The sequence below is a fragment of the Zoogloea oleivorans genome (genome assembly GCF_008107625.1).
Classification (GTDB): Bacteria; Pseudomonadota; Gammaproteobacteria; order Burkholderiales; family Rhodocyclaceae; genus Zoogloea; species Zoogloea oleivorans.
Map to the genome: position 1 here is coordinate 15,372 of NZ_SDKK01000018.1, position 24,784 is coordinate 40,155.

General features: G+C 63.0%; 20 protein-coding genes. 7 read left to right on the forward strand and 13 right to left on the reverse strand.

Features of this window, described 5'->3' with window-relative positions; all coding sequences use genetic code 11:
* Window positions 1-171: 171 nt before the first annotated feature.
* The 6 genes from mshL to ETQ85_RS18010 are packed head-to-tail and all read left to right on the forward strand — an operon-like array spanning window position 172 to window position 8,128.
* Window positions 172-2,028 (forward strand): pilus (MSHA type) biogenesis protein MshL, encoded by a 1,857-nt coding sequence (gene mshL / locus ETQ85_RS17985; protein WP_148580467.1) that lies wholly within the window; start codon window positions 172-174, stop codon window positions 2,026-2,028.
* On the forward strand, window positions 2,025-3,122 hold the full coding sequence (locus ETQ85_RS17990; RefSeq protein WP_148580468.1) for a tetratricopeptide repeat protein: 1,098 nt from the start codon (window positions 2,025-2,027) through the stop codon (window positions 3,120-3,122). The genes mshL and ETQ85_RS17990 overlap by 4 nt, the downstream gene beginning before the upstream one ends.
* Window positions 3,119-4,828, forward strand: coding sequence for a GspE/PulE family protein (locus ETQ85_RS17995; RefSeq protein ID WP_148580469.1), 1,710 nt, complete (start codon window positions 3,119-3,121; stop codon window positions 4,826-4,828). Before ETQ85_RS17990 ends, ETQ85_RS17995 begins: the two co-directional genes overlap by 4 nt.
* A complete protein-coding gene (locus ETQ85_RS18000; RefSeq protein ID WP_148580470.1) occupies window positions 4,825-6,027 on the forward strand; it encodes a type II secretion system F family protein in 1,203 nt (400 codons plus the stop codon). The genes ETQ85_RS17995 and ETQ85_RS18000 overlap by 4 nt, the downstream gene beginning before the upstream one ends.
* 2 nt (window positions 6,028-6,029) lie before the next feature.
* Window positions 6,030-7,526, forward strand: coding sequence for a hypothetical protein (locus ETQ85_RS18005; protein ID WP_148580471.1), 1,497 nt, complete (start codon window positions 6,030-6,032; stop codon window positions 7,524-7,526).
* Window positions 7,523-8,128 (forward strand): hypothetical protein, encoded by a 606-nt coding sequence (locus tag ETQ85_RS18010; RefSeq protein WP_148580472.1) that lies wholly within the window; start codon window positions 7,523-7,525, stop codon window positions 8,126-8,128. Before ETQ85_RS18005 ends, ETQ85_RS18010 begins: the two co-directional genes overlap by 4 nt.
* Before the next feature lie 73 nt (window positions 8,129-8,201).
* Here the strand turns inward: ETQ85_RS18010 and argJ are convergent, their stop codons facing one another.
* From argJ to secA, 7 genes are all read right to left on the reverse strand, one after another.
* Window positions 8,202-9,440, reverse strand: coding sequence for a bifunctional glutamate N-acetyltransferase/amino-acid acetyltransferase ArgJ (gene argJ, locus ETQ85_RS18015; protein ID WP_148580473.1), 1,239 nt, complete (start codon window positions 9,438-9,440; stop codon window positions 8,202-8,204).
* 115 nt (window positions 9,441-9,555) lie between these two features.
* On the reverse strand, window positions 9,556-10,776 hold the full coding sequence (locus tag ETQ85_RS18020; RefSeq protein WP_148580474.1) for an ABC transporter permease: 1,221 nt from the start codon (window positions 10,774-10,776) through the stop codon (window positions 9,556-9,558).
* Window positions 10,773-12,017: an ABC transporter permease gene (locus tag ETQ85_RS18025; RefSeq protein ID WP_148580475.1), complete on the reverse strand. Its 1,245-nt coding sequence runs from the start codon at window positions 12,015-12,017 to the stop codon at window positions 10,773-10,775. Before ETQ85_RS18025 ends, ETQ85_RS18020 begins: the two co-directional genes overlap by 4 nt.
* A 134-nt stretch (window positions 12,018-12,151) precedes the next feature.
* Window positions 12,152-13,195, reverse strand: a complete 1,044-nt coding sequence (locus ETQ85_RS18030) for a nitroreductase family protein (protein ID WP_148580476.1) — start codon at window positions 13,193-13,195, stop codon at window positions 12,152-12,154.
* A 185-nt stretch (window positions 13,196-13,380) separates the two neighbouring features.
* Window positions 13,381-14,151 carry a PEP-CTERM sorting domain-containing protein gene (locus ETQ85_RS18035; RefSeq protein ID WP_148580477.1) on the reverse strand — a complete coding sequence of 257 codons (771 nt, stop codon included), beginning with the start codon at window positions 14,149-14,151 and terminating at the stop codon, window positions 13,381-13,383.
* A 217-nt stretch (window positions 14,152-14,368) separates the two neighbouring features.
* Window positions 14,369-15,799 (reverse strand): HDOD domain-containing protein, encoded by a 1,431-nt coding sequence (locus tag ETQ85_RS18040; protein WP_148580478.1) that lies wholly within the window; start codon window positions 15,797-15,799, stop codon window positions 14,369-14,371.
* A 104-nt stretch (window positions 15,800-15,903) separates the two neighbouring features.
* Entirely contained in the window at window positions 15,904-18,630 is a 2,727-nt protein-coding gene (secA, locus tag ETQ85_RS18045) for a preprotein translocase subunit SecA (protein ID WP_148580479.1), read from the reverse strand.
* Window positions 18,631-18,776: 146 nt separating this feature from the next.
* Here secA and ETQ85_RS18050 point away from each other — a divergent pair, with 146 nt between their 5' ends.
* Complete coding sequence (locus ETQ85_RS18050) at window positions 18,777-19,208, forward strand: DciA family protein (protein WP_148580480.1); 432 nt, start codon at window positions 18,777-18,779, stop codon at window positions 19,206-19,208.
* On the opposite strand, the gene ETQ85_RS18055 is transcribed toward ETQ85_RS18050, so the two are convergent.
* The 6 genes from ETQ85_RS18055 to ETQ85_RS18080 form a co-directional block, all read right to left on the reverse strand.
* Entirely contained in the window at window positions 19,205-19,393 is a 189-nt protein-coding gene (locus ETQ85_RS18055) for a hypothetical protein (protein WP_148580481.1), read from the reverse strand. The two genes, ETQ85_RS18050 and ETQ85_RS18055, sit on opposite strands and share 4 nt — an antisense overlap.
* Window positions 19,394-19,402: 9 nt before the next feature.
* Window positions 19,403-20,320, reverse strand: coding sequence for a UDP-3-O-acyl-N-acetylglucosamine deacetylase (lpxC, locus tag ETQ85_RS18060; RefSeq protein WP_148580482.1), 918 nt, complete (start codon window positions 20,318-20,320; stop codon window positions 19,403-19,405).
* A 162-nt stretch (window positions 20,321-20,482) separates the two neighbouring features.
* Window positions 20,483-21,619 carry a cell division protein FtsZ gene (gene ftsZ, locus ETQ85_RS18065; RefSeq protein ID WP_148580483.1) on the reverse strand — a complete coding sequence of 379 codons (1,137 nt, stop codon included), beginning with the start codon at window positions 21,617-21,619 and terminating at the stop codon, window positions 20,483-20,485.
* A 152-nt stretch (window positions 21,620-21,771) separates the two neighbouring features.
* Window positions 21,772-23,001 (reverse strand): cell division protein FtsA, encoded by a 1,230-nt coding sequence (ftsA, locus tag ETQ85_RS18070; protein WP_148580484.1) that lies wholly within the window; start codon window positions 22,999-23,001, stop codon window positions 21,772-21,774.
* Window positions 23,001-23,873, reverse strand: coding sequence for a cell division protein FtsQ/DivIB (locus ETQ85_RS18075; RefSeq protein ID WP_246128807.1), 873 nt, complete (start codon window positions 23,871-23,873; stop codon window positions 23,001-23,003). Before ETQ85_RS18075 ends, ftsA begins: the two co-directional genes overlap by 1 nt.
* The gene (locus ETQ85_RS18080; RefSeq protein WP_148580485.1) at window positions 23,866-24,780 is read right to left on the reverse strand and encodes a D-alanine--D-alanine ligase; all 915 of its coding nucleotides are present in this window, start codon (window positions 24,778-24,780) and stop codon (window positions 23,866-23,868) included. The genes ETQ85_RS18075 and ETQ85_RS18080 overlap by 8 nt, the downstream gene beginning before the upstream one ends.
* Window positions 24,781-24,784: the final 4 nt, after the last annotated feature.

Here is a 24,784-nt window from a genome sequence, read left to right on the forward strand (position 1 = left end):
AAAGGCGATCAATCTTACACATGACTTACACCTGACAGCACCACTTCCCATACCGGGCAGTCGTTCTGTCCACCTGAAATCACCTGAAAAAGGTCACAGAAAAAACGAAACACCACCATAAAATTTTTTTGGCATAAAATAAAATGACAAAAGCACAAACCCGAAAACAAGATGATCCATCGCATTCATCTTTTGCTCATCCTCACGCTTGCCGTCGCTGCGTGCGCCTCGCGGCCACCTGTACGGACATCGACAAGCCATCTGCGCGCAGAAGACGCCCGTTCGACGCCAGCCGCCATACCGCCGCTGGTGCCCCATGTCCTTCCCCTGCCGCGGCCGGCACCCACACCAAAAGTCGAGACCTACTCGGTCGTCGTTACCAATGTACGCATCCAGGACCTGCTGTTCGCCCTTGCCCGGGATGCACGCATCAATGTAGATATCCATCCGGGCCTGACCGGCACCGTCACCCTCAACGCCATCAACCAGACCCTCCCGCAGATTCTCACCCGGCTGGCCCGCCAGACCGACATGCGCTTCGAATTCGACGGCCCCAACCTGATGGTGATGCCGGACTCACCCTTCCTGCGCACCTACCGCATCGACTACGTCAATCTCAGCCGCAATGCATCCGGCGCCGTCAGCACCAATACGCAGATTGCCACCAGCGGCACCGGCAACAGCAGCCAGGCTTCCAATAGCGGCATGGCAGCCACCGGAATCTCCAGCGGCGGCAACATCTCCGCGACCCGGATCGAGAACACCTCGCGCAACCAGTTCTGGGAGTCGGTGGAAAAAAATCTCCGCGACCTGCTGCGCGAAACCGACAAGATCCTGCCGGAGGGGTCCAGCGAAACAGTCACCGAAAACCTCGAAACCATCAGCACCACCGGCACAGGCGTCGCCTCGGCCAATACCGGCACGAACAGCCGCAATCGTAGCCGTCAAAACCAGCAACCAGTCGGCCTGGCCGCCAGCCCCAATCAGGCGGCCATGCAGAACAGCTCCACCACGGTCGTCCACAAGGCCACCTTCCGCGAGGCCGCATCGGTCATCGCCAACCGCGAGAGCGGTGTGGTCACCGTCCGGGCAACGGGTCGCCAGCATGAAAAAGTCCGGGAATTCATCGACGAAGTGATGGCCGCGGCCCGCCGCCAGGTACTCATCGAAGCCACCATCGTCGAAGTCAGCCTCGGTGACACCTATCGCCAGGGCATCGAATGGAGCCGCGTGCTCGCCAGCGGTACCCGCTTCGGCATCACCGCCCCGAGCCTCGGCAGCAGCACGGGCAATGCCATCAATCCATTCAGCCTCACCTACAAAAGCGCCGACGGTATCGACTCAACGGTGAAACTCCTGGAAGGCTTCGGCACCGTCAAGGTCCTCTCCAGCCCCAAGCTTTCAGTGCTGAACAACCAGACCGCCGCAATCAAGGTGGTCGAAGAGTACGTTTACTTCTCCGTCAAGGCCGACACCATCCAGAGCACCAACGCCGGCGCCCTGACCACCGTCACCACCACTCCCCAGGCCGTATCGGTCGGGCTGGTCATGACGGTCACTGCGCAGATCAGCGAGAACGACGAAATCATCCTCAACGTCCGCCCGACCATCTCCAGCATTGCAGACTTCCGGCGCGACCCGAATCCCAATATCCCGCCTACCATCGCCAACCTTGTCCCGCAGATCCGGACCCGCGAGATCGAGTCCATCCTGCGCATCGAAAACGGCGAAACCGCCATCCTCGGCGGCCTGATGGAAGACCGCATCGACTACAAGACCGGCCGCATTCCGCTGATCAGCGCCATCCCTCTGCTCGGCGAACTGTTCACCAACCACGACAACGCAATCCAGAAGACCGAACTGGTGATCTTCCTGCGCCCGGTGGTCGTGCGCGAACCCGGACTCGTCGCCGCCACCGCCCCGCTGCGCGACCGGCTCCCGGATGACAGCTTTTTCACCGATCAGCCCCGACCGGGCGGACGCAACTTTCCAGCCCCGCACCCCAACGCCGGAACCCGCACCCCGTGAGCCTTCTGATCGACGTCCTGCGCAAGACCGAGGAAGCCCGTCGCACACCGGACACCCAGCCTCCGCAGCGCACCGCCGTCACCCGTGACATTGAACTGGAGCCCCTGAACATCGAAGCCGGCAGCACCGATCCTGGCCTGCCCCCGGCAGCGCCTCCCCCAGGCGAGGCCCCCGGCGCGCACGCCCTCACCACCCCGTACAAGCCTCACCGCACCTCACCGTACTGGTTGCAGGGTTGCGCGGCACTCGGGGCTGCCGTCGCCATGGCCGGCTGGATCTGGCTCGAAGCACAGGCCACGACTCGGCTCGACGCCCGACCACTTGCGCCCCCCGCTCAAACGCCCCCTTCACCGACAAGCACCGGGGACTCGCCACCCGTGCCCCTGGAGTCAGCCCCTTCGCTGCCAGCCCCTCACTCAATGCCACCAAGCCCAGGCGCCAGAATCGATAACGTGGCGACCAGTACACCCGGCGAGGCGCCACCACGCTTTCGTCCGGGCACACCGCCCGCCGCCGATACGCCCCACCTCGCCCTCCGCGCCCACGAGGCCTACACGGCCGGCGATCTGCCCCTGGCACAAACGCTGTACCGGCAAGCGCTGCAAAACGATCCGGCAAACCTCGAGGCCGTCGACGGGCTCGGTGCCATCGCGCTACAGCAAGGCCTGCCGGAACAGGCTGAAATCCTCTTCCGCCGGGCCATCCTCCTCACCCCCCACGACCCGGTTGCCCTTGCCGGCCTTAGCCAGACCGGCAACGCGGAATCGCGCCATGCCGAAACCCGGCTGCGGAACAGCCTCAACGCACAACCCGACGTGATTGCCACGCGCATCGCGCTGGGCGACGCACTGGCCAGCCAGCAACGCTGGGCTGAAGCCCAACACGCCTACTTTCAGGCCCACACCCTGGCACCGCAGGAGCCCGATATCGCCTACAACCTGGCAGTCAGCCTCGATCACCTCGGCCAGCAGCAACCCGCCGCCCTCTATTACCGCAAGGCCCTAGAACTGGCAGCACGGCATCCAGCCCGCTTTTCACACACACACGGCGAAGCCCGCCTGCACGCCCTTATCTCCCGGGAGCCCGGACCATGAGCCTGCATGCCGCCCCCCAGCGCATCGGCGAAACCCTGCTTCACATGGGGCTGATCAGCACCGACCAGCTCCACATTGCCCTGCATGAACAGGACCGCAGCGGCGAGCCCATCGGCCGGCAGCTCGTACGCCTTGGCTTTCTTTCGGAAGCGACGCTACGCGAAGCCCTAGCCCGCACCCTCGACCGGCCCAGCGTGGATCTCTCCGCCCTGCTGCCGGACGTGGATGCCCTCGCCCTCGTACCGCAACACGTCGCCCGGCGCTTCAACCTCATACCCCTCAGCTACGACGCCGGTCGACGGCACCTCGTCATTGCCTCGAGCGAGATCAACGACATCGTCACCCAGGACCAGTTGCGCAGCGTTCTGCCCGACGACACGAACATAGAAAGCCTGCTTGCCGGCGACTCGGAAATCGCCCGCGCCATCGACCAGCTCTACGGCCACGAACTGTCCATCGACGGCATCCTCCACGAAATCGAAACGGGCGAGAGCGACATCCGCAGCCTCTCTGCCCGGGGCGACAGCTACGCCCAGCCGGTGGTCCGCCTCATCGATGCGCTGCTCACCGATGCGGTCAAGCGCGATGCCTCCGACCTGCATTTCGAGCCAGAGGCCGCCTTCCTGCGCATCCGCTACCGCATCGACGGCCTGCTGCGCCAGATCCGTGCCCTGCACAAATCCTACTGGCCGGCGATGACCGTGCGCCTCAAGGTCATGGCCGGCCTCAACATCGCCGAAACCCGCGCCCCCCAGGACGGACGCATCTCCCTGCTGGTCAGCGGACGCCCGGTTGATTTCCGCGTATCCACCCAACCCACCATCCACGGCGAAAACATCGTCCTGCGCGTCCTCGACCGCCAAAAAGGCATCGTCGGCCTGCATGAGCTCGGCCTTGACGGCCCCCAGCTCAACCTCCTCAAGCTGATGATCGCCCGTCCCGAAGGCCTGATCCTCGTCACCGGCCCCACTGGCAGCGGCAAGACCACCACCCTGTATTCCATCCTCGGCCACATCAACGCCGAGGGCATCAACATCATGACTCTCGAGGATCCGGTGGAATACCCGATGACGATGATCCGCCAGACCGCCGTCTCCGACAGCACCCGTCTCGACTTCGCCAATGGCGTGCGGGCCATGCTACGACAGGATCCGGACGTGATTCTGGTCGGCGAAATCCGCGATGCCGACACCGCCCGCATGGCCTTCCAGGCCGCCATGACCGGCCACCAGGTGTTCTCGACGCTGCACACCAGCTCGGCCATCGGCGCCATTCCGCGCCTGCTCGACATCGGCATCCTGCCCGATATCCTGGCCGGCAACGTGATCGGTATCGTCGCCCAGCGCCTCGTCCGGCGACTCTGCCCGATCTGCCGCGAAGCCCATCCCGCCGAGGACTACGAATTGCGCCTGCTCGCCCACACCGGCACGCCTGAACGCCCCGTGCTGCACCGGGCAAAAGGCTGCCCCGCCTGCGCCTTCACAGGCTACCGGGGGCGCATGGCCATCATGGAACTGATCCGCATGGACCCGGAACTGGACGAGCTGATCGCCCGTCGTGCCACCGCCAGAGAGATCCGTAGCGCCACCCGGGACAGGGGCTTCGTCAGCCTGGCTGAAGACGGCACCCGCCGCGTCCTCGAAGGCAACACCTCCCTCGACGAACTCACCCGGGTCATCGACCTGACCGAGCGCATGTTCCGATGAGCGCCTTCGCCTATCGCGCCATGGACCCTCGCGGACGCATCGTGCGCGGCCGGGTCGACGCCGCCAACCTGGTCGACCTCGAACTGCGCCTGCGCCGCCTGGATCTGGACCTTGTGCATGGCAGCCCCATACAACCGCGCTTCTGGCAAACACAAAAGGGCGCATCCCGACGGGAGCTGATCAAGTTCTGCTTCCATCTCGAACAGTTCCTGCGCGCCGGCGTACCGATCATCGAAAGCCTCACCGACCTGCGCGACGCCATCCGCCGCCCGCACTTCCGGCAAGTGGTCGCCGCCACAGTCGAGTCCATCGAAGGCGGGCTCACGCTGTCGCAGGCCCTGGCGCAACACCCGACGGTTTTCGATGGTGTGTTCTGCAGCCTGATCCGGGCCGGCGAGCACACTGGCCGCTTGCCCGAAGTGCTGCACGCCCTGTCCGAATCCCTCAAGCGCGATGACGAACTGGCCGCCTACGCCCGGCGCATCGTCATCTATCCAGCCATCGTCGGGCTGGTCATCCTCGCCGCCCTCGGTGTCGCCCTGATTTATGTCGTGCCCGAACTGGCCCGCCTGTTTCGCACCGTGGGCCAGGCCCTCCCGTGGCAGACACGCGCCCTCATTGCCGTTTCCGACGCCCTCCTCGACTACGGCTGGGCGCTGCTCGCCGTCATCGTCACCACCGTGATCGGTGCCCGTCAGGCCGTCCTCACACGCCCGGAAATCCGGCTGCGCTTCGACGCCGCCATGCTCCGCCTGCCCATCCTCGGCGCCGTGCGCCGCAAGATCATTCTCGCCCGCTTCACCGGCCTGTTCGCGATGATGTACGCCTCCGGAATCACCATCATCGACGCCCTGCAGGTGGCCGAAGACGTGGTCGGCAACAGCGCGCTCAAAAACGGCCTGCAACAGGTCGGGCGCGGCATCGAGCAGGGCCGGAAGGTCTCCGAGGCCTTCCGCGCGGTCGAACTCTTCCCGCCCCTCGTCACCCGCATGCTGCGCGTCGGCGAAAGCACCGGCGCCCTCGACACCGCGCTGGCCAACGTCAGCTACTTCTACGACCGGGACGTCCGCGAGGCCATCGAGCGCCTGCAGGCCGGCATCGAGCCGACCCTCACCCTGATCCTCGGTGGCCTGCTCATGGCCGTGATGAGCGCCGTCATGATGCCGGTCTACGACATCGTTACCCGAATCAAATTCTGAGCATGGCCGGGCAACGCATCCTCTACCTGAACGCCGACGGCCTGACCCCCTTCGTCGTGGAGCGCGGCGAAATCCACGCAGCCCCGCCCTTTTCCACCGGAGAGCAGGGTTTGACGGCATTCGACACCTACCTGCGGAACTGTCCGCCGGATACGCCACTGACCCTCCTGGTCGACCTGCCCGACGAGAGCCATCAACTGGAATCCGTTCCCTTTGTCCGGGGACGGGACCGCCAGCCGATGATCGCCCGGCGCCAGAACCAGCTCTTCGGCGAAACCCCCTACCGGACCTACCTGTCCTTGGGCCGCGCAAAGGAAGGCCGGCGGGACGAGCAGATACTCTTCGCCGCCCTCACCCGGCCCGGCGTCATCCAGCCCTGGCTCGAGCGAATCCAGCACTCCTCCTGCATCCTCGCCCGAATGGTCTCGGTCGGCTTCCTGTCACGCACGCTGATCACCCCACACCGAGCCTCACCTTCACCACTCTTGCTGGCGCACGTCACGCCGGCGGGGCTGCGCGTTTCCTGCTTCGACAAGGGCCAGCTCCGCTTTACCCGCCTCACCCCCCTCAAGCCCGGAGCTTGCCCTCCCTCCGGCAAGGTCCTCCAGACCGAAGTCCAGCGCAGCTTCGACTACCTGAGCGCCCAACGCATCCTGCCGCGCAAGGGGAAAACCACAGCGCATGTTCTCGCCCTGCCGGACGCCCCTGCGGAACCCATCACCGGAGAAAACACCGAACATGGACTGGCTTTCGAGATCCTCGATCCGCAACCGCTCGCCCAGATCCTGCGTCTCAAAAGCCGCCTCACCAGTGCCGACAGCCTGCCACTCCTTCTTCAGGCCCTTGCCACCACACCCCACCTTCCCCAGTTCGCCCCCGCAGAGGCCCTCGCCGAACATCGACTCCGGCGGGCCGCTCAGGCCATCGGCGCACTCGGTGCGGCCACGCTCCTGATCAGCCTTGGCATCACCACCGCCAACCTGCTCGATGCCCGGGGGCAGCGACACCTCGCCGAAACCAGACTATTACAAGTCCGCGCCACGGAGAAACACCTGAAGGCCGTCACGGATGCAATGCCGGCAACACCTCTCCCCCTCGAACAGCTAAGCCTCACACTGGCCACTGCCAAGGCGCTGATCTCCACCAACGCCGGACCAGAGCCCGCCCTGCGTCAGCTTGCTGCCGCACTGGCACCGCTGCCTGGCTTCAAGCTCCGGCACATCGAGTGGACCGTCAGTGCGCCGACGGAAAGGCTGGCATTCCAGGCTCTCCGCGTGCACTTTTCCCTTCCTTCCGGCGCAGAGCATGCCCGGCAAAGAGTCGCCCAGACCAGGGCGCTCCTCACCGCCCTCGGTACGATGAGCACGGCGGACATCACAATCGAAAAGCAGCCCGCCGAAATGAATGACACCCAGCCCCTGCGCATCACCGAGGAGGAGTCCGGCGCAGAGACGCCCCAGCTCACCGTACGCATTCAGTTTCCCCCAGACCACCCATGAGCCCCCCCGCCTTTCTTCGTTTGCGCACTCCGGCCCTGTTCTGCGCACTCATGCTCCTCAGCAGCACCGGGCTGGTGTGGAGCAGTCACCAGTTACTCACCACCACCGGGCAGGCCGCCCGCAGCGCCGCAGTGCGCCTGGTCGAAACGGAAAACAGACTTCACCAGCAACAGGAAACCGACCGCCTGACCCGGGACGCCCTGGCCGACTATCTGAACCTCCAGCAGGCCGGCCTCCAGCGACCAGTCGACCGCGTGACCTGGCAAGAGCGCCTGCAAGCCATGCGCATCCACCTCCAGGCGGAGGAGTTCAGCTATGAGATCGGCCCTGAACGGCCCCTGCGCATGGCTGGCGATGCGGAAGCCCACAGCCCGACGATTTTCACCAGCACCCTGCAGCTTCGCGCAAAAGTTCGTCATGAAGACGAGTTGCTGACGCTGATCAATACCCTGAAGCAGCCCGGCCAGGCCCTGCGTCCAACCCGCTGCACGCTCGCTCGCCCCGACGGCCCGGAGCGGGCTCAAGGGCTGGCCGTCAACTGCGACATCGACTGGATCAGCGTGCGCATACCTCCCGTGGAATCCAGGAACACACCCGGCTAGGGACGTAAAAATGGCGCCGGGAAGGCGCCATTTCTTTGTGAAGCAAGCCCACTTACGTGGCTCCGCCAAAGTATCAGGAACGATAATCCGCGTTGATCTTCACATAGTCGTAAGAAAAATCGCAGGACCACAGGGTAGCCATCGCGGCGCCCCGGGCGAGATCGACCCGTACGGTAATCTCCGCTTCCTTCATCACGCGGGAGCCCGCCTCTTCGCGATAGCTCTCGGCACGTCCGCCCTTTTCGGCCACCAGCACCTCTTCGCCTGCGCTGCCCAGCCAGACACGGATTTGCGACACGTCCAGATCGTCGATACCAGCATAGCCGATGGCCGCCAGAATCCGCCCGAGATTGGGATCGGAGGCAAAGAAAGCCGTCTTCACCAGCGGCGAATGCCCGATGGCATAACCCACCTTGCGGCACTCATCCCGGTCCTTGCCCCCTTCAATTTGCAGGGTGATGAACTTGGTCGCGCCCTCGCCATCCCGGACGATGGCCTGGGCCAGCCAGACGGACAGATCAAGCACGGCGGCACGGAAGGCGGCATAGTCGACCGAGCCGGTATCGGCAATGGTCGGATTGCCGGCCTGACCGGTGGCGATCAGGATGAAGCTGTCGTTGGTGGAGGTATCGCCGTCGACGGTAATGCTGTTGAAGGACAGGTCGGCCACTTCCTTCAGTAGCGCATCGAGCACCGGCTGGGCCACATCGGCGTCGGTGGCGAGGAAACCGAGCATGGTCGCCATGTTCGGTTTGATCATGCCGGCGCCCTTGGAGATACCGGTCAGGGTCACCGTCTTGCCGCCGATGCTCACCTGACGGGAGGCGGCCTTGGGCACCGTATCCGTGGTCATGATGCCGTGACAGGCGTCGAACCAGCCATCGGCCTTGAGCGCATCGCGGGCCGCCGGCAAGCCGGCCACCAGCTTGTCCACCGGCAGCGGCTCGAGAATCACGCCCGTCGAGAAGGGCAGCACCTGGTTCGCCTCAATGCCCAGCACGTGTGCCACTGCCGCACAGGTGGCCTGCGCAGCGGCCAGACCGGGCTCACCGGTGCCTGCGTTGGCCACGCCGGTATTGATCACCAATGCACGAACTCCCCCTGTCGTCAGGTTGGCCCTGCAAACCTGCACAGGTGCGGCACAAAAACGGTTCTGGGTGAATACACCGGCAACACGGGCGCCCGGAGCCAGTTCGATGAGCGTGAGATCCCGACGGTTGAGCTTGCGGATGGCCGCCTCGGTCACGCCAAGTCGGACACCGGGAACCGGCAACAGGGCAGCAGCATCGGGAGGGGAAAGCAGAACGGGCATGACAGGAACTCCAGGAACGAGCCGAATGGCAAAGTCTGCGATGATAATCCGGGGACGGTCGGCGATGCACCCACCTGACAGGCACGCACCGCAAATCGAGGGCCTCAGGGGTCAGTCAAACGCCCTGCCGCAGCGCATCGACGATCGGCGTACGGATAATCTTGCGGGCCGGCAGGATGGCAGCCAGCACCGTCGCCACGAAGCCGATGAACCAGGCATGCAATACCGTCCCGGGAACCACTCTGACGAAGGCCGTGTAGCCGACATTGGCGTTCGGCGGCGGCGGCATGGGAATTCCGACGGCGGAAATCGCCAGCGCCGCCCCCACCCCGAGGAGTACCCCGATAGTCGCTCCCAGCACACCAAGAATGACGCTTTCGATCATCAGCAGCGTGAATACCCCCCGTTGCCGGTTTCCCAAGGCCTGCAGCGTGCCGAACTCGCTCATTCGCTCGAAAGTGCTCATATTGACGCTGTTGATCACCGACAACAGCACCATGAACAGGATGATCCACTGCAGCACGCCAAACTGCCGGTCGTACAGCTCGATCGTCTTGTCGTAGAAATCCGACAGCTGATTCCAGCTGCGCAAATCGAGTTCCTTGCCGAGAATGGCCTGGATACCCTTGAAACTCTTGCCGGTTTCCTCGGTTTTATTGAGCGACACCACCAGCAGGTTGGCCCCCTTGGTGAGCATCAGCTCCTGCGCCGAAACCAGCGGAATCCGTACCGCCCGCGCATCGTAATCTTTCGAGAAACTCTGAAAGACGCCAACCACTTCAAAATCGAGCGAGTTAAGTGTGCCTTCGGCCGCATTCATTACCAGGGTCACCTGATCGCCAGGCTTGAGGCCGAGCGCATGCGCCACACCCTGCCCGACCATCAAGCCGAACTTGTCGCGGGACTCCAGCTGTCGCCCGGCCGTGACTTTCAGGTAAGTACCCAGCTCGGCTTCCTTTTCCGGCTCGATGCCCTCACCGACAATCGCGAGATCGCGCCGGCCATTGTTGAGCAGTCCCGCGAAATTCAGGCGGGCCGTTACATCCGACACCCCTTCGACTGCACGAATCCGCGCGCCAACGCCCTTTGGATCGGCGATGACGAACTTCTCCGGCTGGCGGGTTCCCTTGTCCAGAAAGTCACGGTTGAAAACCTGGATGTGGCCGGTCTGGGAGTGGATGATCGCTTCACCCAGCTGGATGAAGATGTCCTGCACAAAACCGCCGGCCAGAATCAGGCCGGCAACGCCGGAAACGATGGCGACGAGCGTAATGGCGGTCCGCACCTTCTGGCGGAACACGTTGCGGAGGGCGAGGGTGAAAAGTATGTGGTTCATTGCTGATGGCGCAGAGCATCAACGATATTCATGCGGGACGCCTTCCAGGCCGGGAAGACACTGGCCAGCAGGGTCGTGAGAAAGGCGAGCAGAAATCCATCCAGGGCCAGCGCGGGCGAAATCAGGATCTCCCCGATGTAGCCCCGGGCCATGCCGGGCGGCGGAGGCATTGGAATACCGATGTGCGAGATGAGCGCACCGAGCGACATGCCTCCCACCACACCCAGCACTCCGCCAATAATGCCCAGGATCACGCCCTCCAGCATGAACATACCCAGAACTCCCCGGCGTCGCACACCGATGGCCATCGAGGTGCCGATTTCGTTGGTCCGTTCGATCACCGACATGGTCAGCGTATTGGAAATGCTCAGGATGACAATCAGCGCAATCAGGAGGCGGACCACCCCAACCTGCTTGGAGAACAACTCGACCGTCTTGTTGTAGAAGTCGGCCAGATCGCTCCAGGGAATGACCTCGAATGCCTTCGGATCCAGGCCTTGCCTGAGCACGGCCATCACCCCGCCGGTATCTTCGGTTTTTGAGAGCAGCACAACCCAGGTCGTCGCACCTTCGACCCGCATCAGCTTGCGTGCCACGTCGATCGGCGCCCTCAACACCGCATCGTCGTAAGCCTTGGTAATGGTCGCAAAGATTCCCGTGACCGTCAGTTCGACGGCGTTGACACTGCCAGTGCTTGTCGTGCCCATCAGCACGACCCGATCACCAACCGTGGCCCCCAGGTTGGAGGCCAAACCCTCGCCGAGCGACACGGAAAGAGGCGGGCTTTCATGAAGCGCCTTGCCTTTCACGATGGTGATGGCACGGGAAATCGGTGCCTCCTTGAGCGGATCAATGCCTTCACCGAGAAAGGAGATGGTCTCATCCCCTTTGCTCAGAAGCCCGCTGAAGGCCAGTCTCGGCGTGGTCGTGACAATCCGCGGATCCTGAGGCATGGCATCCAGCCGGGATGGCAGCAAATACTTGTAAGGATCCCCCAGTCCATGGTCGAGATAACCCGGACGGGTAATCTGCACGTGCCCGAGCTGGGAATGAATCGTGGATTCACGGAGATCCTGGAACACCCAGTGGATGAATCCTCCGGCAAGGAGAAAGGCCATGACACCGCCGCTGACAGTGACCAATGCCAGCGCACTGCGCCTCCTCTGGCGAGCCAGATTCTTCACGGCCAACTGGACCTGCAACCAGGCGCGCGGGAGTTGAGCTTTGATGGAATCGAGCATGGGAGCGGCTGTTCGGGAAAGCCTAGTGCATAAACGCATTCATTGGACACGATGCCAGACATTCGCGCAACTGCGCGCCCCCAAAACGCTCGGGGAACATCGACGCGCCCTCATGGCAAACGCGGCACGGCACATCAAACCCCATCCGCATCGCCAAACACTTTGGCGAGCGGCAGGCGCAGGGAACGCACGGGCATCCGGGTCGGCTTTCCAACCCGAAGCATGATGTGGAGGCGCTCACCCTGCCTCAACCCCAGGTGCGCCGACACGCCATCAACGGCCTCGCGAACCCGGAGCTCCCAGGGAGATGAAGCAAGGCGCCCATTCAGAAGCCGGGTCTGCTGATCAGCAATCACATAATACGGATGCACCGCCCAGCCACGGCGGTTCAGCTCTATCCAGGCCCGCTCCATGAGGCGACCCGCATCCGGTATATCCTGGGTGGCCCCTGAGCCCACCACCGACAGAATCATGGAGGCGTTGGTCAGCGACTGGATCTCGGCCTGCGCCATGATCCGGTAAATGTGCACCTTGTTGAGCAGCGCCATCCGGGACCAGTCCTGAATGAAACGCATGAAAAGCCCGCCGCCCGGAGGAAGGTTGACCGTCCGGATGTCGAGCCCGTCCCCTCGGGCCACTTCCTCCTCGCCAAAACGCAAGCTGCCCATCAACCACTCGTGAAGTTCCCGGGTACAAAACCGGGCATGACAGCAAACCCGCGCAGCTGACGCCAATGAGGCGAACGAAGGCGCACCGACTGCCAGATGCAGGCGCGCAGAGCCTTCTGTCATCGCTCCCAACACCCCGAGCAAATCGGCCTCCGGCGCTGGCGTCGTGAAGGGAAAGCGATTGGTGTGCCGTGCAAACAAGGGATGACTCAGGTCACCGGGGAGCGGCGCAGCGGGAATCCGTGCCCTGAAGTAAGGCGCGCCGTCCATCTCCCGGCGCCACACCACCGTAGTCAGGCCGCACATCTGGGCCAGATTTTCCGCAGCAGCCCCCACCGAAATCAAGGTCCCATGTCCTGCGACACCAAAGGGGTCTTTTCCCTCATGGGGCCGATAGCTGACTTCGATTTCGTCACCGACCCGCTCGATCCGGCACGGCTGGCTGTTGTCCGCCGACGGCGCGGCAGAAATCGCTCGGGCCGCCATCAGAAAACGGTTCATCTCGTTCATACAGGGTTCCGATCTTGCAGGGATGGAGAAGAGAAGGAGCCGCGGTAAGCCCCGGCTCTTCCTCCGGCTAGTTTAGCAACTGCAATGAGATCATCATTTCAGAAGGCAAAAAAAACCGCTGCAATGGCAGCGGTTTTTTTTGTCGGTGACCGATCTGCATCGGTCACTGGCGACGCCAATTAATATTACTTGGCGCTGCGACGACGAGCAAAGCCCAGGCCGGCGATGCCCAGAGCGGACAGCAGCATGGAGGTCGGCTCAGGGATGGAGTTACCCTTCAGCTCGCCCGTGCCGAACAGGCCAAAGCCGTCCGGGGTCACGTAGCCGTTGGGGAGCGGCTGGTAGGAGGAGCTGAAGGAGAAGTCAGCACCGTGGCCGTCATTGGCGAGCACGGAGTTGGTGTCGAAGTGCGGAGCAGCCAGGCCGCCAACCACGTCGAAGAGGCCAGCGCCGCTGCCGTCGTCATTGCCGGTGCCCAGGGTGCCCTTGGCGATTTCGCCGAACAGGCTGGTCACCCAACCGTTGGACTGGATGTCGTTGTAACCAACCAGATCAAGCCACAGCACGCCGTCATTGGCAGAGGCCTTGACGTCGGCATCAAAGTTAGGGGTGGAATCGACATAAATCTTGAGCCAGCCGCCGGTGAAGCCGAGGATGTCGTCGGTCGCGGAAGAGAACGGATCGACGTAGGTCAAGGTGTGGCCGCCGAATTCAAAGGTCAGCTCGCAACCCGGGCAGAAGGTGTTGTTGTTGGTATTGTTGAGGATATTCACGACACCGATGCCGCCCAGGGTGCCGCCCGGGCCCACGGCGGTTTCAAAGATTGCACCTTGGGAGGTGAAGTCGAAACCGGAAGCCGGGTTCCAAACAACGCCACCGACGTTGATAGCGAAGGCGTTGACGCTGGCAGCCGCGAAGAGGCCTACAGCGATCTTGGTCAGAGTGGTTTTTTTCATGATTTAGTGTCCTATTGGCTGAGTTGAGAACCGCGATCTACACTAGCACCAACCATGCCACCCACTACCAAAGAAAAAATATGCAAAAAAATCATGGTGTTAAAAACGTATAAAAATGTGCCGATTTGCAAATGTAAAAATTATCGACAGTCCACATCCGGCTTGATCGGCACCTGAATCGGCATCATCAAGCCATCAGGTCTCGGCAAATTCCCGCTTAGCGCAACGGGCTTGAAGAAGCCTCGATTTCCAGCGCCAGACTGGCCTGCAGGGCAAATTGCCGTACCGCGCGACACCCTTCCTCATCCATCGGCTTGCCATTGCGGTCAGCGTAGAGCACGCCAATCCGCTGGGCGGAAGTGCCGAAGGGCACCAGGAATGCCTCATTGCAGGCAGTCACCTTGATCAGACGCCCGGCGCCCGGCGCATCCGGACGAGTGACATGAATGTGACAGGATTGTCCGCTGTCGATCGCCGCATCCAGCACGTCATCCGGCTCGCCCTCCATCGGGAAGACGAAGCGCCCGCACAAGGCATCGGCACCGCTCCCCAGCGCCACCCGCCCCACGAGCTTCAATCTGTCTTCAGCCAGAAAGGCGATGACGACCCGCTCACAACCCGCACCGCGGTACACACCTTCGACAACCAGTTGCAGGATGTCGACAATGCCCGCCCGGCTCATGATCATCTCGGTCAGATCCTGGAGAATGCGCAGTTGCAATTGCGCATCGGGGCCGGACGGCGCGGGCGGTGCGAGAGGCTCGGACGGAAGCCCGCCCAAGGGGATCATCTTTGCGGCTTCCGGAGCACCGAATGTACGAGCAATCCTGGCAGCCTCACCGGCGTTGGCAAGGATCTCTGCCTGCACGGCGGCGGCAGGCAGCCCAACGTAATCAGCCACTTCCCGGAGGCATTGCCGCCCAGCCGGTGTATCCCAGCCTTCCTCCGCCGCGCGGGCAAGGCGCAGCCCCAGCAGCACAGCCCGCTCCGGCCCACGGCTGCGCGGATCAAGCTCGAGGGCCGCACCGACCAGGGAGCCCAGTTTCCACTCCCGCACCAAGCCAACGGAAAGCTGCCGCAGGGGAAACCCGAGGACGATCTGCTGCGCGTCCTCCTCCCGCACGGGGGACTGAAGCAGGCAGCGATCCAGGCTTTTCGCCTGTTCGCCTCCGAAACACCAGAAGGCCATTTCACCCACGCGGGCAAGAAGTGCAGCAATGAAGACCTCTTCACTCCCCCCTTCACCCCGCCGCTGAGCCACCCAGCGGGCCTGCACCGCCGCATGGAAGCTGCGCGCCATCTCAGCATGAACGCGGCCGCGCAGCCCCCCTGTAAGCAGAGAGTCAATCAGCGAAACAGAGAGTGCGAGTTCGGCAACAGGATTGAAACCGAGCACGACAATCGCCCGGGAGACTGTGCTGACCCCCTGCCGACCGTGGTTGAAGAAGGCGCTGTTGGCAAGCCGCAGTACCTTGGAGGTCATCGGTGCATCCATCAGGATCACCTTGGCCAGCGCCGATGCGGAGGCCCGGTCGTCACCGAGGATGGTCCGCAGGGCATCGATGGTGTGACTGAAGACGGGCATCTCGCAACCGCGTATGCGGGCGATCCAGCCGGTCAGGTCGAGGGGTGGGTCGTTTCGTGTCATTGGCTTACCTCTTTCCGATATCGGCAGGGAGCTCTTGTTGCTTGAGGCAGGACGTGAACGCACAAAGCCGGCCACTGGCCGGCTTTGTGCTCACCCCGCCAGACTCAGGACAGCTTGCCGTGGCAGTGCTTGTACTTCTTGCCGGAGCCGCACGGGCAGGCATCGTTGCGGCCGACCTTCGGGGCCAGGTTTTCTGCCGGCTGGGCGACATCCCTGCCAGGGTTGGCCGTCGCCAGGGCTTCGTCGTAATCGGCGTGGTGATACTGGACGTTCTCCAGCTCGGGCGGTGCCTCGGCTTCCTCGAGTTGTGCCTCGGAGCGGATCTGGACCGTCATCAACAGCTTGGTCACTTCGGTACGGATCACCTGCAAAAGGCTCTCGAAGAGCTCGAAGGCCTCGCGCTTGTATTCCTGTTTCGGGTTTTTCTGGGCGTAACCGCGCAAATGGATGCCCTGACGCAGGTGATCGAGCGCCGACAGGTGCTCGCGCCAGTGGGTGTCGAGGTTTTGCAGCATCACGTTGCGCTCGAAACCATGCCATGCCGCCGCATCGACCAAGGCAATCTTGTCGGCGTAAGCCTGGCTGCCGGCCTCCAGGAGGCGCTGCAGGATGTCGTCGTCGGTGAGACTGGGGTTAGCCTTGATCCACTCGCCAACCGGCAGCTTGAGCTGGTACTCGGACTCCAGCGCCAGTTCGAGGGCGGGAATGTCCCACTGCTCTTCAACGGAATCAACCGGCACGTAGATGCGGAACAGATCGTGCAGCACGCCGTCACGCATGGCGACAATGGTTTCGGAAATATCGGTGGTTTCGAGCAGTTCGTTGCGCTGCTGGTAGATCACCTTGCGCTGGTCGTTGGAGACGTCGTCGTATTCGAGCAGCTGCTTGCGCATGTCGAAGTTGCGCTGCTCGACCTTGCGCTGGGCGGTTTCGAGGGAGCGGGTCACCATGCCGGCTTCGATGGCTTCGCCTTCGGGCATCTTGAGGCGAACCATGATCGCGTTGAGACGCTCGCCGGCGAAGATCTTCATCAGCGGATCTTCCAGCGACAGGTAGAAGCGGCTTTCGCCCGGGTCACCCTGGCGGCCGGAACGGCCACGCAACTGGTTGTCGATACGACGCGACTCGTGGCGCTCGGTACCGATGATCTTCAGACCGCCAGCCTTCAGAACCTGCTCATGAACCCTCTTCCATTCCTCGCGCATGGCCGCAATGCGGGCATCTTTCTCGGCTTCGGAGAGGGATTCATCCTCGCGGATCAGCGACACCGGCTTCTCGACGTTGCCGCCCAGCACGATGTCGGTACCGCGACCGGCCATGTTGGTGGCGATGGTGATCACCCCCGGACGGCCGGCTTCGGCCACGATTTCGGCCTCACGGGCGTGCTGCTTGGCGTTGAGCACGTTGTGCGGCAGCTTGGCGGCCGTCAGCATGTCGGACAGCAACTCGGAGTTTTCGATGGAGGTGGTGCCCACCAGCACCGGCTGGCCGCGCTCGACGCAGTCCTTGATGTCGGCGGTGATGGCGTCGTGCTTCTCCTTCATCGTGCGGTACACCTTGTCGTTCTGGTCCTTGCGGATCATCGGACGGGAGGTGGGCACGACCACGGTTTCGAGGCCGTAGATCTGGTGGAATTCGTAGGCCTCGGTGTCGGCGGTACCGGTCATGCCGGCCAGCTTGCCGTACATGCGGAAGTAGTTCTGGAAGGTGATCGAGGCGAGAGTCTGGTTCTCGGCCTGGATCTTCACACCTTCCTTGGCCTCGACGGCCTGGTGCAGGCCTTCGGACCAGCGGCGGCCGGACATCAAGCGACCGGTGAATTCATCGACAATGACCACTTCGCCATCCTGCACCACGTACTGCTGATCCTTGTGATACAGCGAATGGGCCCGCAGAGCCGCATACAGGTGATGGATCAGCAGAATGTTGGTCGGGTCGTACAGGCTCGTGCCTTCGGCCAGCAGCCCCAGGCGGGCGAGGATTTCCTCGGCGTGCTCGTGACCCTGTTCGGTGAGCAGCACCGAATGCGCCTTGAGGTCGACGGTGTAGTCGCCCGGCACGGTGATGTTCTCGCCCTCGCCTTCCTGACGGGTCAGGAGCGGCGGCACGGCGTTCATGCTCAGATACAGTTCGGTGTGATCTTCGGCCTGGCCGGAGATGATCAGCGGCGTACGCGCTTCATCGATGAGGATCGAGTCGACCTCGTCGACGATGGCGTAGTGCAGACCACGCTGCACGCGCTCCGCCACCTCGTAGACCATGTTGTCACGCAGGTAGTCGAAGCCGAATTCGTTGTTGGTGCCGTAGGTGATGTCCGCCTGGTAGGCTGCCTTCTTCTGGTCGTGGGGCATCTGCGACAGGTTGCAGCCCACGGAAAGCCCCAGAAAACGGTAGATGCGCCCCATCCAGTCCGAGTCGCGACTGGCCAGGTAATCGTTCACCGTAATGACATGCACGCCCTTGCCGGACAGCGCATTGAGGTACACGGGCAGCGTAGCGGTCAGGGTCTTGCCCTCGCCCGTGCGCATTTCAGCGATCTTGCCGTCATGCAGCACCATGCCGCCAACCATCTGCATGTCGAAGTGACGCATGCCATGGACCCGCTTGCCGGCTTCGCGGACCACCGCAAAGGCCTCCGGCTGCAGCGCTGCCAGCGTTTCACCGGCGGCGATGCGCTGACGGAATTCGTCGGTCTTGCCGCGGAGTTCCTCGTCGGACAGGGCCTGAATCTTCGGCTCGAATGCGCTGATGGCGCGCACGGTCTGCGAATACTGGCGGATCAGCCGGTCATTGCGGCTGCCGAAAATCTTCTTGAGAAGGCCTGCGATCATTTGATTTGGAAGGGGAAATGCGGCAAAGGGCCAGATTCTATCATGGCGTCCGGACACGGCCGTGATGGAGGTCCGGGCAGCATCAAGCTTGTCCGGCCCGGTAGTTCCCCCTACGATGGGGGCGCTTTTACAAATTCCAAGCCCCCATGGCCACCAGCCCGATCGACAATTTTCTGGGGAGGGGTGATGCCCTCTCCCGCCTGCAAGCCCACGCGGGTCGTTTGCTGCGCCTGCAAAGACAGCTTTCCGAGTTGCTGCCCGACTACATGGCGAGCGCCTGCAAGGTCGCCAACCTGAAGGAAGATGAACTGGTGATCCTGGTGGACAGTCAGGGACTCGCGGTCAAGCTGCGCCAGGCGGTGCCGAGCCTGCTGGTGGACTTTGCCCGAATCGGCGTACTGCTGCGGGACATAAAAGTGAAGGTGGCAGTACGCGAATACCGGCAAGCTCCACCCCCTGTCCCGCAGCGCCACGTCAGCGACACGACACGCTCGGGGCTCGACACCCTGGCAGCCTCCCTGCCCGCCGACTCCCCGCTCGCCAAGGCGCTCCAGCGCTTCGTCAAGCAGGCTGGCTAGACCAGGGGCACGAGCACCCGCTCGAGGATCAGCAAGGCAAAGAAAATCAGCGCCACCACAAGCCCGAAGCGAAACAGGCGCCACGCCAGCGTCAGATAACGGGGCTCGCGGGTGAACAGGAAGGCAAACACGGAAGCGCCGATCCCGATCCCCACCAGCACGGCAACGATGCGCAGGATCAGCACGGCGGGGCCTCAGGCGGTGGCGAGGTCGAACAGATGGGCGACCGAGGCCGGGGTAGTCGCCGCATCCTCGAAGGTGACAATCTCCCAGGCTGTACGGTCTTCGAGCAGGACGCGCAGGATCTGGTTGTTGAGCGCGTGACCGGCCTTGTAGGCACTGTAAGCGGCGAGCAGCGAGTGCCCGGCCAGGTAGAGATCGCCAATGGCATCCAGCACCTTGTGCTTCACGAACTCGTCGGCGTAGCGCAGGCCGTCAGCGTTAAGCACCCGGTACTCGTCCATCACGATGGCGTTATCGAGGCTGCCGCCCAACCCAAGGCCGTTGGCGCGCATGAACTCCACGTCCTGCATGAAACCGAAGGTGCGCGCCCGCGCGACTTCGCGTACGTACGAATTATTGGCGAAATCCACCGTCACCGACGTACCCGTGCGGTCGATGGCCGGGTGGTTGAAAAGGATCGAGAAGCTCAGCTTGAAACCATCATAAGGCTCCAGACGCACCCACTTGTCGCCTTCCACGTACTCCACCGGCTTGGTGACGCGCAAAAAGCGCTTGGGGGCCTTCTGCTCTTCGATACCGGCAGACTGGATCAGGAAGACAAAGGGCCCGGCACTGCCGTCGAGAATCGGGATTTCGGCCGCATCCACGTCAATGTGGGCGTTATCCACGCCCAGACCGGCGAGGGCCGACATGAGGTGTTCGACGGTATTGACCTTGGCGCCATCGCGCTGCAGACCCGAGCACATGCGGGTGTCGCAAACGGCGTAGGGATCAGCCGGCAGATCGACGACCGGATCGAGATCCACGCGATGGAAGACGATGCCGGTATCCGGGGCAGCCGGACGCAGGGTGAGCGTGACCTTGTTGCCGCTGTGGAGACCCACGCCGGTAGCACTGACAACGGTTTTGAGGGTGCGCTGCTTCAACATGATCCGGTTCCGCGTTCAAGTCATTGAATTTTAACATACACAGGATGCTGCATTGCAGCAAACGCGGTGCAGTGTTGCGGCCGTACAAAAGACAAACGCGCAGCGGACGGAGGCACGTCCCGCTGCGCGTTTATCAGAGCCACCGAAGCGGCCCTGCCCCGGTCAGTCCGCCTGCTTGCGCAGGAAGGCCGGAATATCCAGCGTGGACATGCCGTTGGCGCTCATCGCCTCGACCGTGGTGCGGGAGGTGCGACGAATGACCGCCGGCAGCTCCAGGTTGTTGTAATCCACTTCCATGCCGATGTTGTCGGTACCCGTCCGGATGACTTCCATCTTGCGGGGCATCGCGGCAGCACGCACGGCACCCAGGCCGGTAGCAACCACGGTCACGCGGATGCGGTCTTCCATGCTCTCTTCAAATACGGTGCCGTACTTGACGAAGGCCTCCGAGGCAGCAAAAGCCTGCACGGTACGCACGGCATCGCGAACTTCCGACATCTTCAGGTTGCGGCTGGCCGTGATGTTGATCAGCACGCAACGGGCACCGGACAGCTCGGTACCTTCGAGCAGCGGCGACACGGCGGCCTGTTCGGCTGCGATGCGGGCGCGGTCGAGACCGGAAGCCTGGGCCGAACCCATCATCGCGCGGCCCATTTCGGCCATGGCGGTGCGCACATCCTGAAAGTCCACGTTCACCAACCCGGGAACGTTGATGATTTCGGCGATGCCGCCGACGGCACTGGTCAGCACATTGTCAGCCGAACGGAAGCAGTCCTCGAAGCCGGCGTCGTCGCCATAAACCTCAAGCAGCTTGTCGTTGAGCACGACGATCAGGGAGTCCACCTGCTTGGAGAGCTCTTCCACGCCACTTTCGGCGACACGGATGCGGTTCTCGAAGTCGAAGGGCTTGGTAACCACCGCCACGGTGAGGATGCCCATCTCCTTGGCAATCTCGGCAACCACCGGCGCAGCGCCCGTACCCGTACCACCGCCCATGCCGGCGGTGATGAAACACATGTGCGCGCCTTCAAGAGCGGCAGCAATGGCATCGCGGGATTCCTGGGCGGCCGCACGGCCGGCTTCCGGCTTGGAACCGGCGCCGAGGCCGGTCTTGCCGAGCTGCACCTTGGTCGGGGACAGACAGCGGGACAGCGCCTGGGCATCGGTATTGGCGGTGATGAAATCCACCCCCTGAACACCTTCGCGGATCATGTGGTCGACGGCGTTACCACCGGCGCCACCGACACCGATCACCTTGATAGTGGTGCCGCCGGATGCCTTCTCAACAATTTCAAACATTTACCTCGCCTCCAAGTGAAACTGCGCTGATATTGCCAATGCGCAACCGGCGCCTGTATTTAGTATTAACAAAAAATTCTACAACTAAACAAGAGGCCGCTGCGCACAATTATTCATATAAATTCAAACCGTTACACGGGCTTCTTCAAGTATCAGAAATTACGCTCGAACCAGGAGCGCATTCTCGAAAAAACCTGCCCTACGTTGCGCGTCTGACGAGCCTGCAGCCCCCGCCGCTTCTGGGCTGCGCCCTCCATGACGAGACCCATTGCATTGGCATAACGCGGCTCGCACACCACGTCGGCGATGGCTCCCGAATACTTCGGATAGCCGATACGCACCGGCATGTGAAACACTTCTTCACCCAGTTCAACCATGCCCTGCATCACGGCGGCACCGCCGGCCAGCACGATGCCGGAGGACAGCAGTTCTTCATAACCGCTGCGGCGCAGTTCTGCCTGCACCAGTTCGTACAGCTCGCACACCCGCGGCTCAATCACGTCGGCGAGGGCCTGACGGGAGAGCTTGCGCGGCGGACGGTCGCCGACACCGGGCACTTCGATCATTTCGGACGCATCGGCCAGCGTGTGCATGGCCACGCCGTGACGGATCTTGATCTCCTCGGCCTCGGCGGTCGGCGTGCGCAGGGCCATCGCGATGTCGTTGGTGACCTGGTCGCCGGCGATTGGAATCACGGCGGTATGACGAATCGCCCCCTGGGTGAACACCGCCAGGTCGGTGGTACCGCCGCCGATGTCCACCAGACACACGCCCAGCTCCTTTTCGTCCTCGGACAGGGTCGCGTAACTGGAGGCCAGCGGCTGCAGGACCAGGTCGAGCACTTCGAGACCGCAGCGGCGCACGCACTTGACGATGTTCTGGGCCGCCGACACGGCGCCGGTGACGATATGCACCTTCACCTCGAGACGCACGCCGCTCATGCCGATCGGTTCGCGCACGCCATCCTGGCCGTCGATGATGAATTCCTGGGTCAGGATGTGCAGAATCTGCTGATCGGCCGGCAGGGGCATCGCCCGGGCGGTCTCGATGACCCGCTCCACGTCAAGGGGCGAGACCTCCTTGTCCTTGATCGCCACCATGCCGTTGGAGTTGAAGCTGCGGATATGACTGCCGGCGATGCCCGTGTAGACGTCGCGAATCTTGCAGTCAGCCATCAACTCGACTTCCTGGATGACCCGGGAAATGGCGTCAACGGTCGCCTCGATGTTCACCACCACGCCCTTTTTCAGACCCGACGAGGGCTGGGTACCAAGGCCGACCACATCCATGCGACCGTCCGGCTTGAGCTCGGCCACCACGCAAGTGATCTTGGAGGTGCCGATGTCGAGGCCGACGATCAGTTCCTTGTACTCTTTGCTCATCACTTCCCTTTTCTTTCTTGCTTGCCTGCCGGCGCGGCGGGCGCTACCGGACGAAGGGCAAAACCACCGGGGTAGCGGAGATCCACCACCGCCACATTCATGTTCAGTTGTTCCCTGGCCTTGGGGTAATTGTTGACGAAGCGGGCCAGCCGTTCGTCGATGGGTGCTTTCGGCTGGTCGTGGCCGAGCTCGATCGTCATCCCGTCTTCCATCTTGAGCTGCCAGGCCTCGCGCGCCGACAGGGACACACCGACCAGTTGCTTGCCCAGCGGACCGAGCTTGCGCGTAAATTCGTCAAACTTGGCAAGAAGGATTCCCGACGCACCTTCCGGCCCGCTGAAAACCGGCATACGCGCATTGCTCGCCGCAGTGAAAACCTCGCCGTAGCGGTTAACCAGGCGCATGTCACCGGTTTCACCCACCCGCCAGTAGGCCGAGGCGACGTGTTCCTCGAGACGCACTTCGATACCGCCCGGCCAGCGCCGGCGCACATCGGCACGGCGCACCCACGGCAGCTTCTCGAAGGCACCGCGCACATCATCCAGGTCTACCGTGAAGAAATTGCCACGCAACGACGAACGCGCCGCATATTCGAGCTGGGCCGTCGTGACCTGCGCCAGCGGCGTGGTGACCACGACTTCCCGCAGCGGATAAACCGGCAGGCGCGACACCGAAGCCACCGCCGCATAACCGAGCCCGGCCGCACCGACCACCATCAGGGTGTCAGCGATCAGGTTGAGGAGCTGGGGACGATCCCACAGCCCGTTGCCACTCCCGTCCCGAACCGGGCGCGCACCACGCGCACGCTTCCCGCCGCCAGCTTTGCTGCCGACTTCGGGCGGAACATTGGAAGTGCTGCGCTGATCAGCCAAGGCGCGCTCCAGCCAGGATTTCCAGGCACAGCGCCTCGAAGGACAGACCGGCCACCCGGGCCGACATGGGCACCAGGGAATGGTTGGTCATGCCCGGCGCGGTGTTGATTTCCAGCAGGGTGAAGCTGCCGTCGTCACGCAGGATCAGGTCGGCACGTCCCCAGCCGCGGCAACCAAGCACCTTGGCGCTGCGCACGATGGCCGCCTGGATGTCCTTTTCGAGGGCCTCAGGCAGGCCACTCGGACAAAAATACTGGGTGTCGTCGGTGAAATACTTGTTCTGATAATCGTAGTTGCCACCCGGCGCGACGATGCGCACCAGCGGCAGTGCCCGCTCGCCCAGGAAAGGCGCGGTCAGCTCCTGGCCGGTGACGAACTCTTCGGCCAGCACCAGCGAATCAAATTTGGCAGCCAGCTCCCAGGCACCCTTCAACTGGCTCGCCTCGGTCACCTTGGTGGCGCCCATGCTGGAGCCTTCATGCACCGGCTTGACGAAGATCGGCAGGCCGAGGTCGGCCGCCACGGCCTCCCAGTCGGAGCTGGCATCGAGAATCGCAAAGCGCGGCGTGGGCAGGCCGGAAGCCATCCACACCAGCTTGGTCCGCCACTTGTCCATGGCGATGGCAGAAGCCATCACGCCGCTGCCGGTGTAGGGAATACCCATCAGCTCCAGCGCGCCCTGCACCGTGCCGTCCTCACCGCCGCGGCCATGCAGCACAATGAAGGCGCGGTCGTAGCCCTGCTCCTTGAGAATGTGCAGGTCGGTCTCGGCCGGATCGAAGGCGTGCGCATCCACACCGGCCGCCTGCAGGGCAGCCAGCACGGCACCGCCCGACATCAGGGAAATCTCGCGCTCGGCGGAAGTCCCGCCCAGCAATACCGCCACTTTTCCGAATTGACTGCTCACGTCC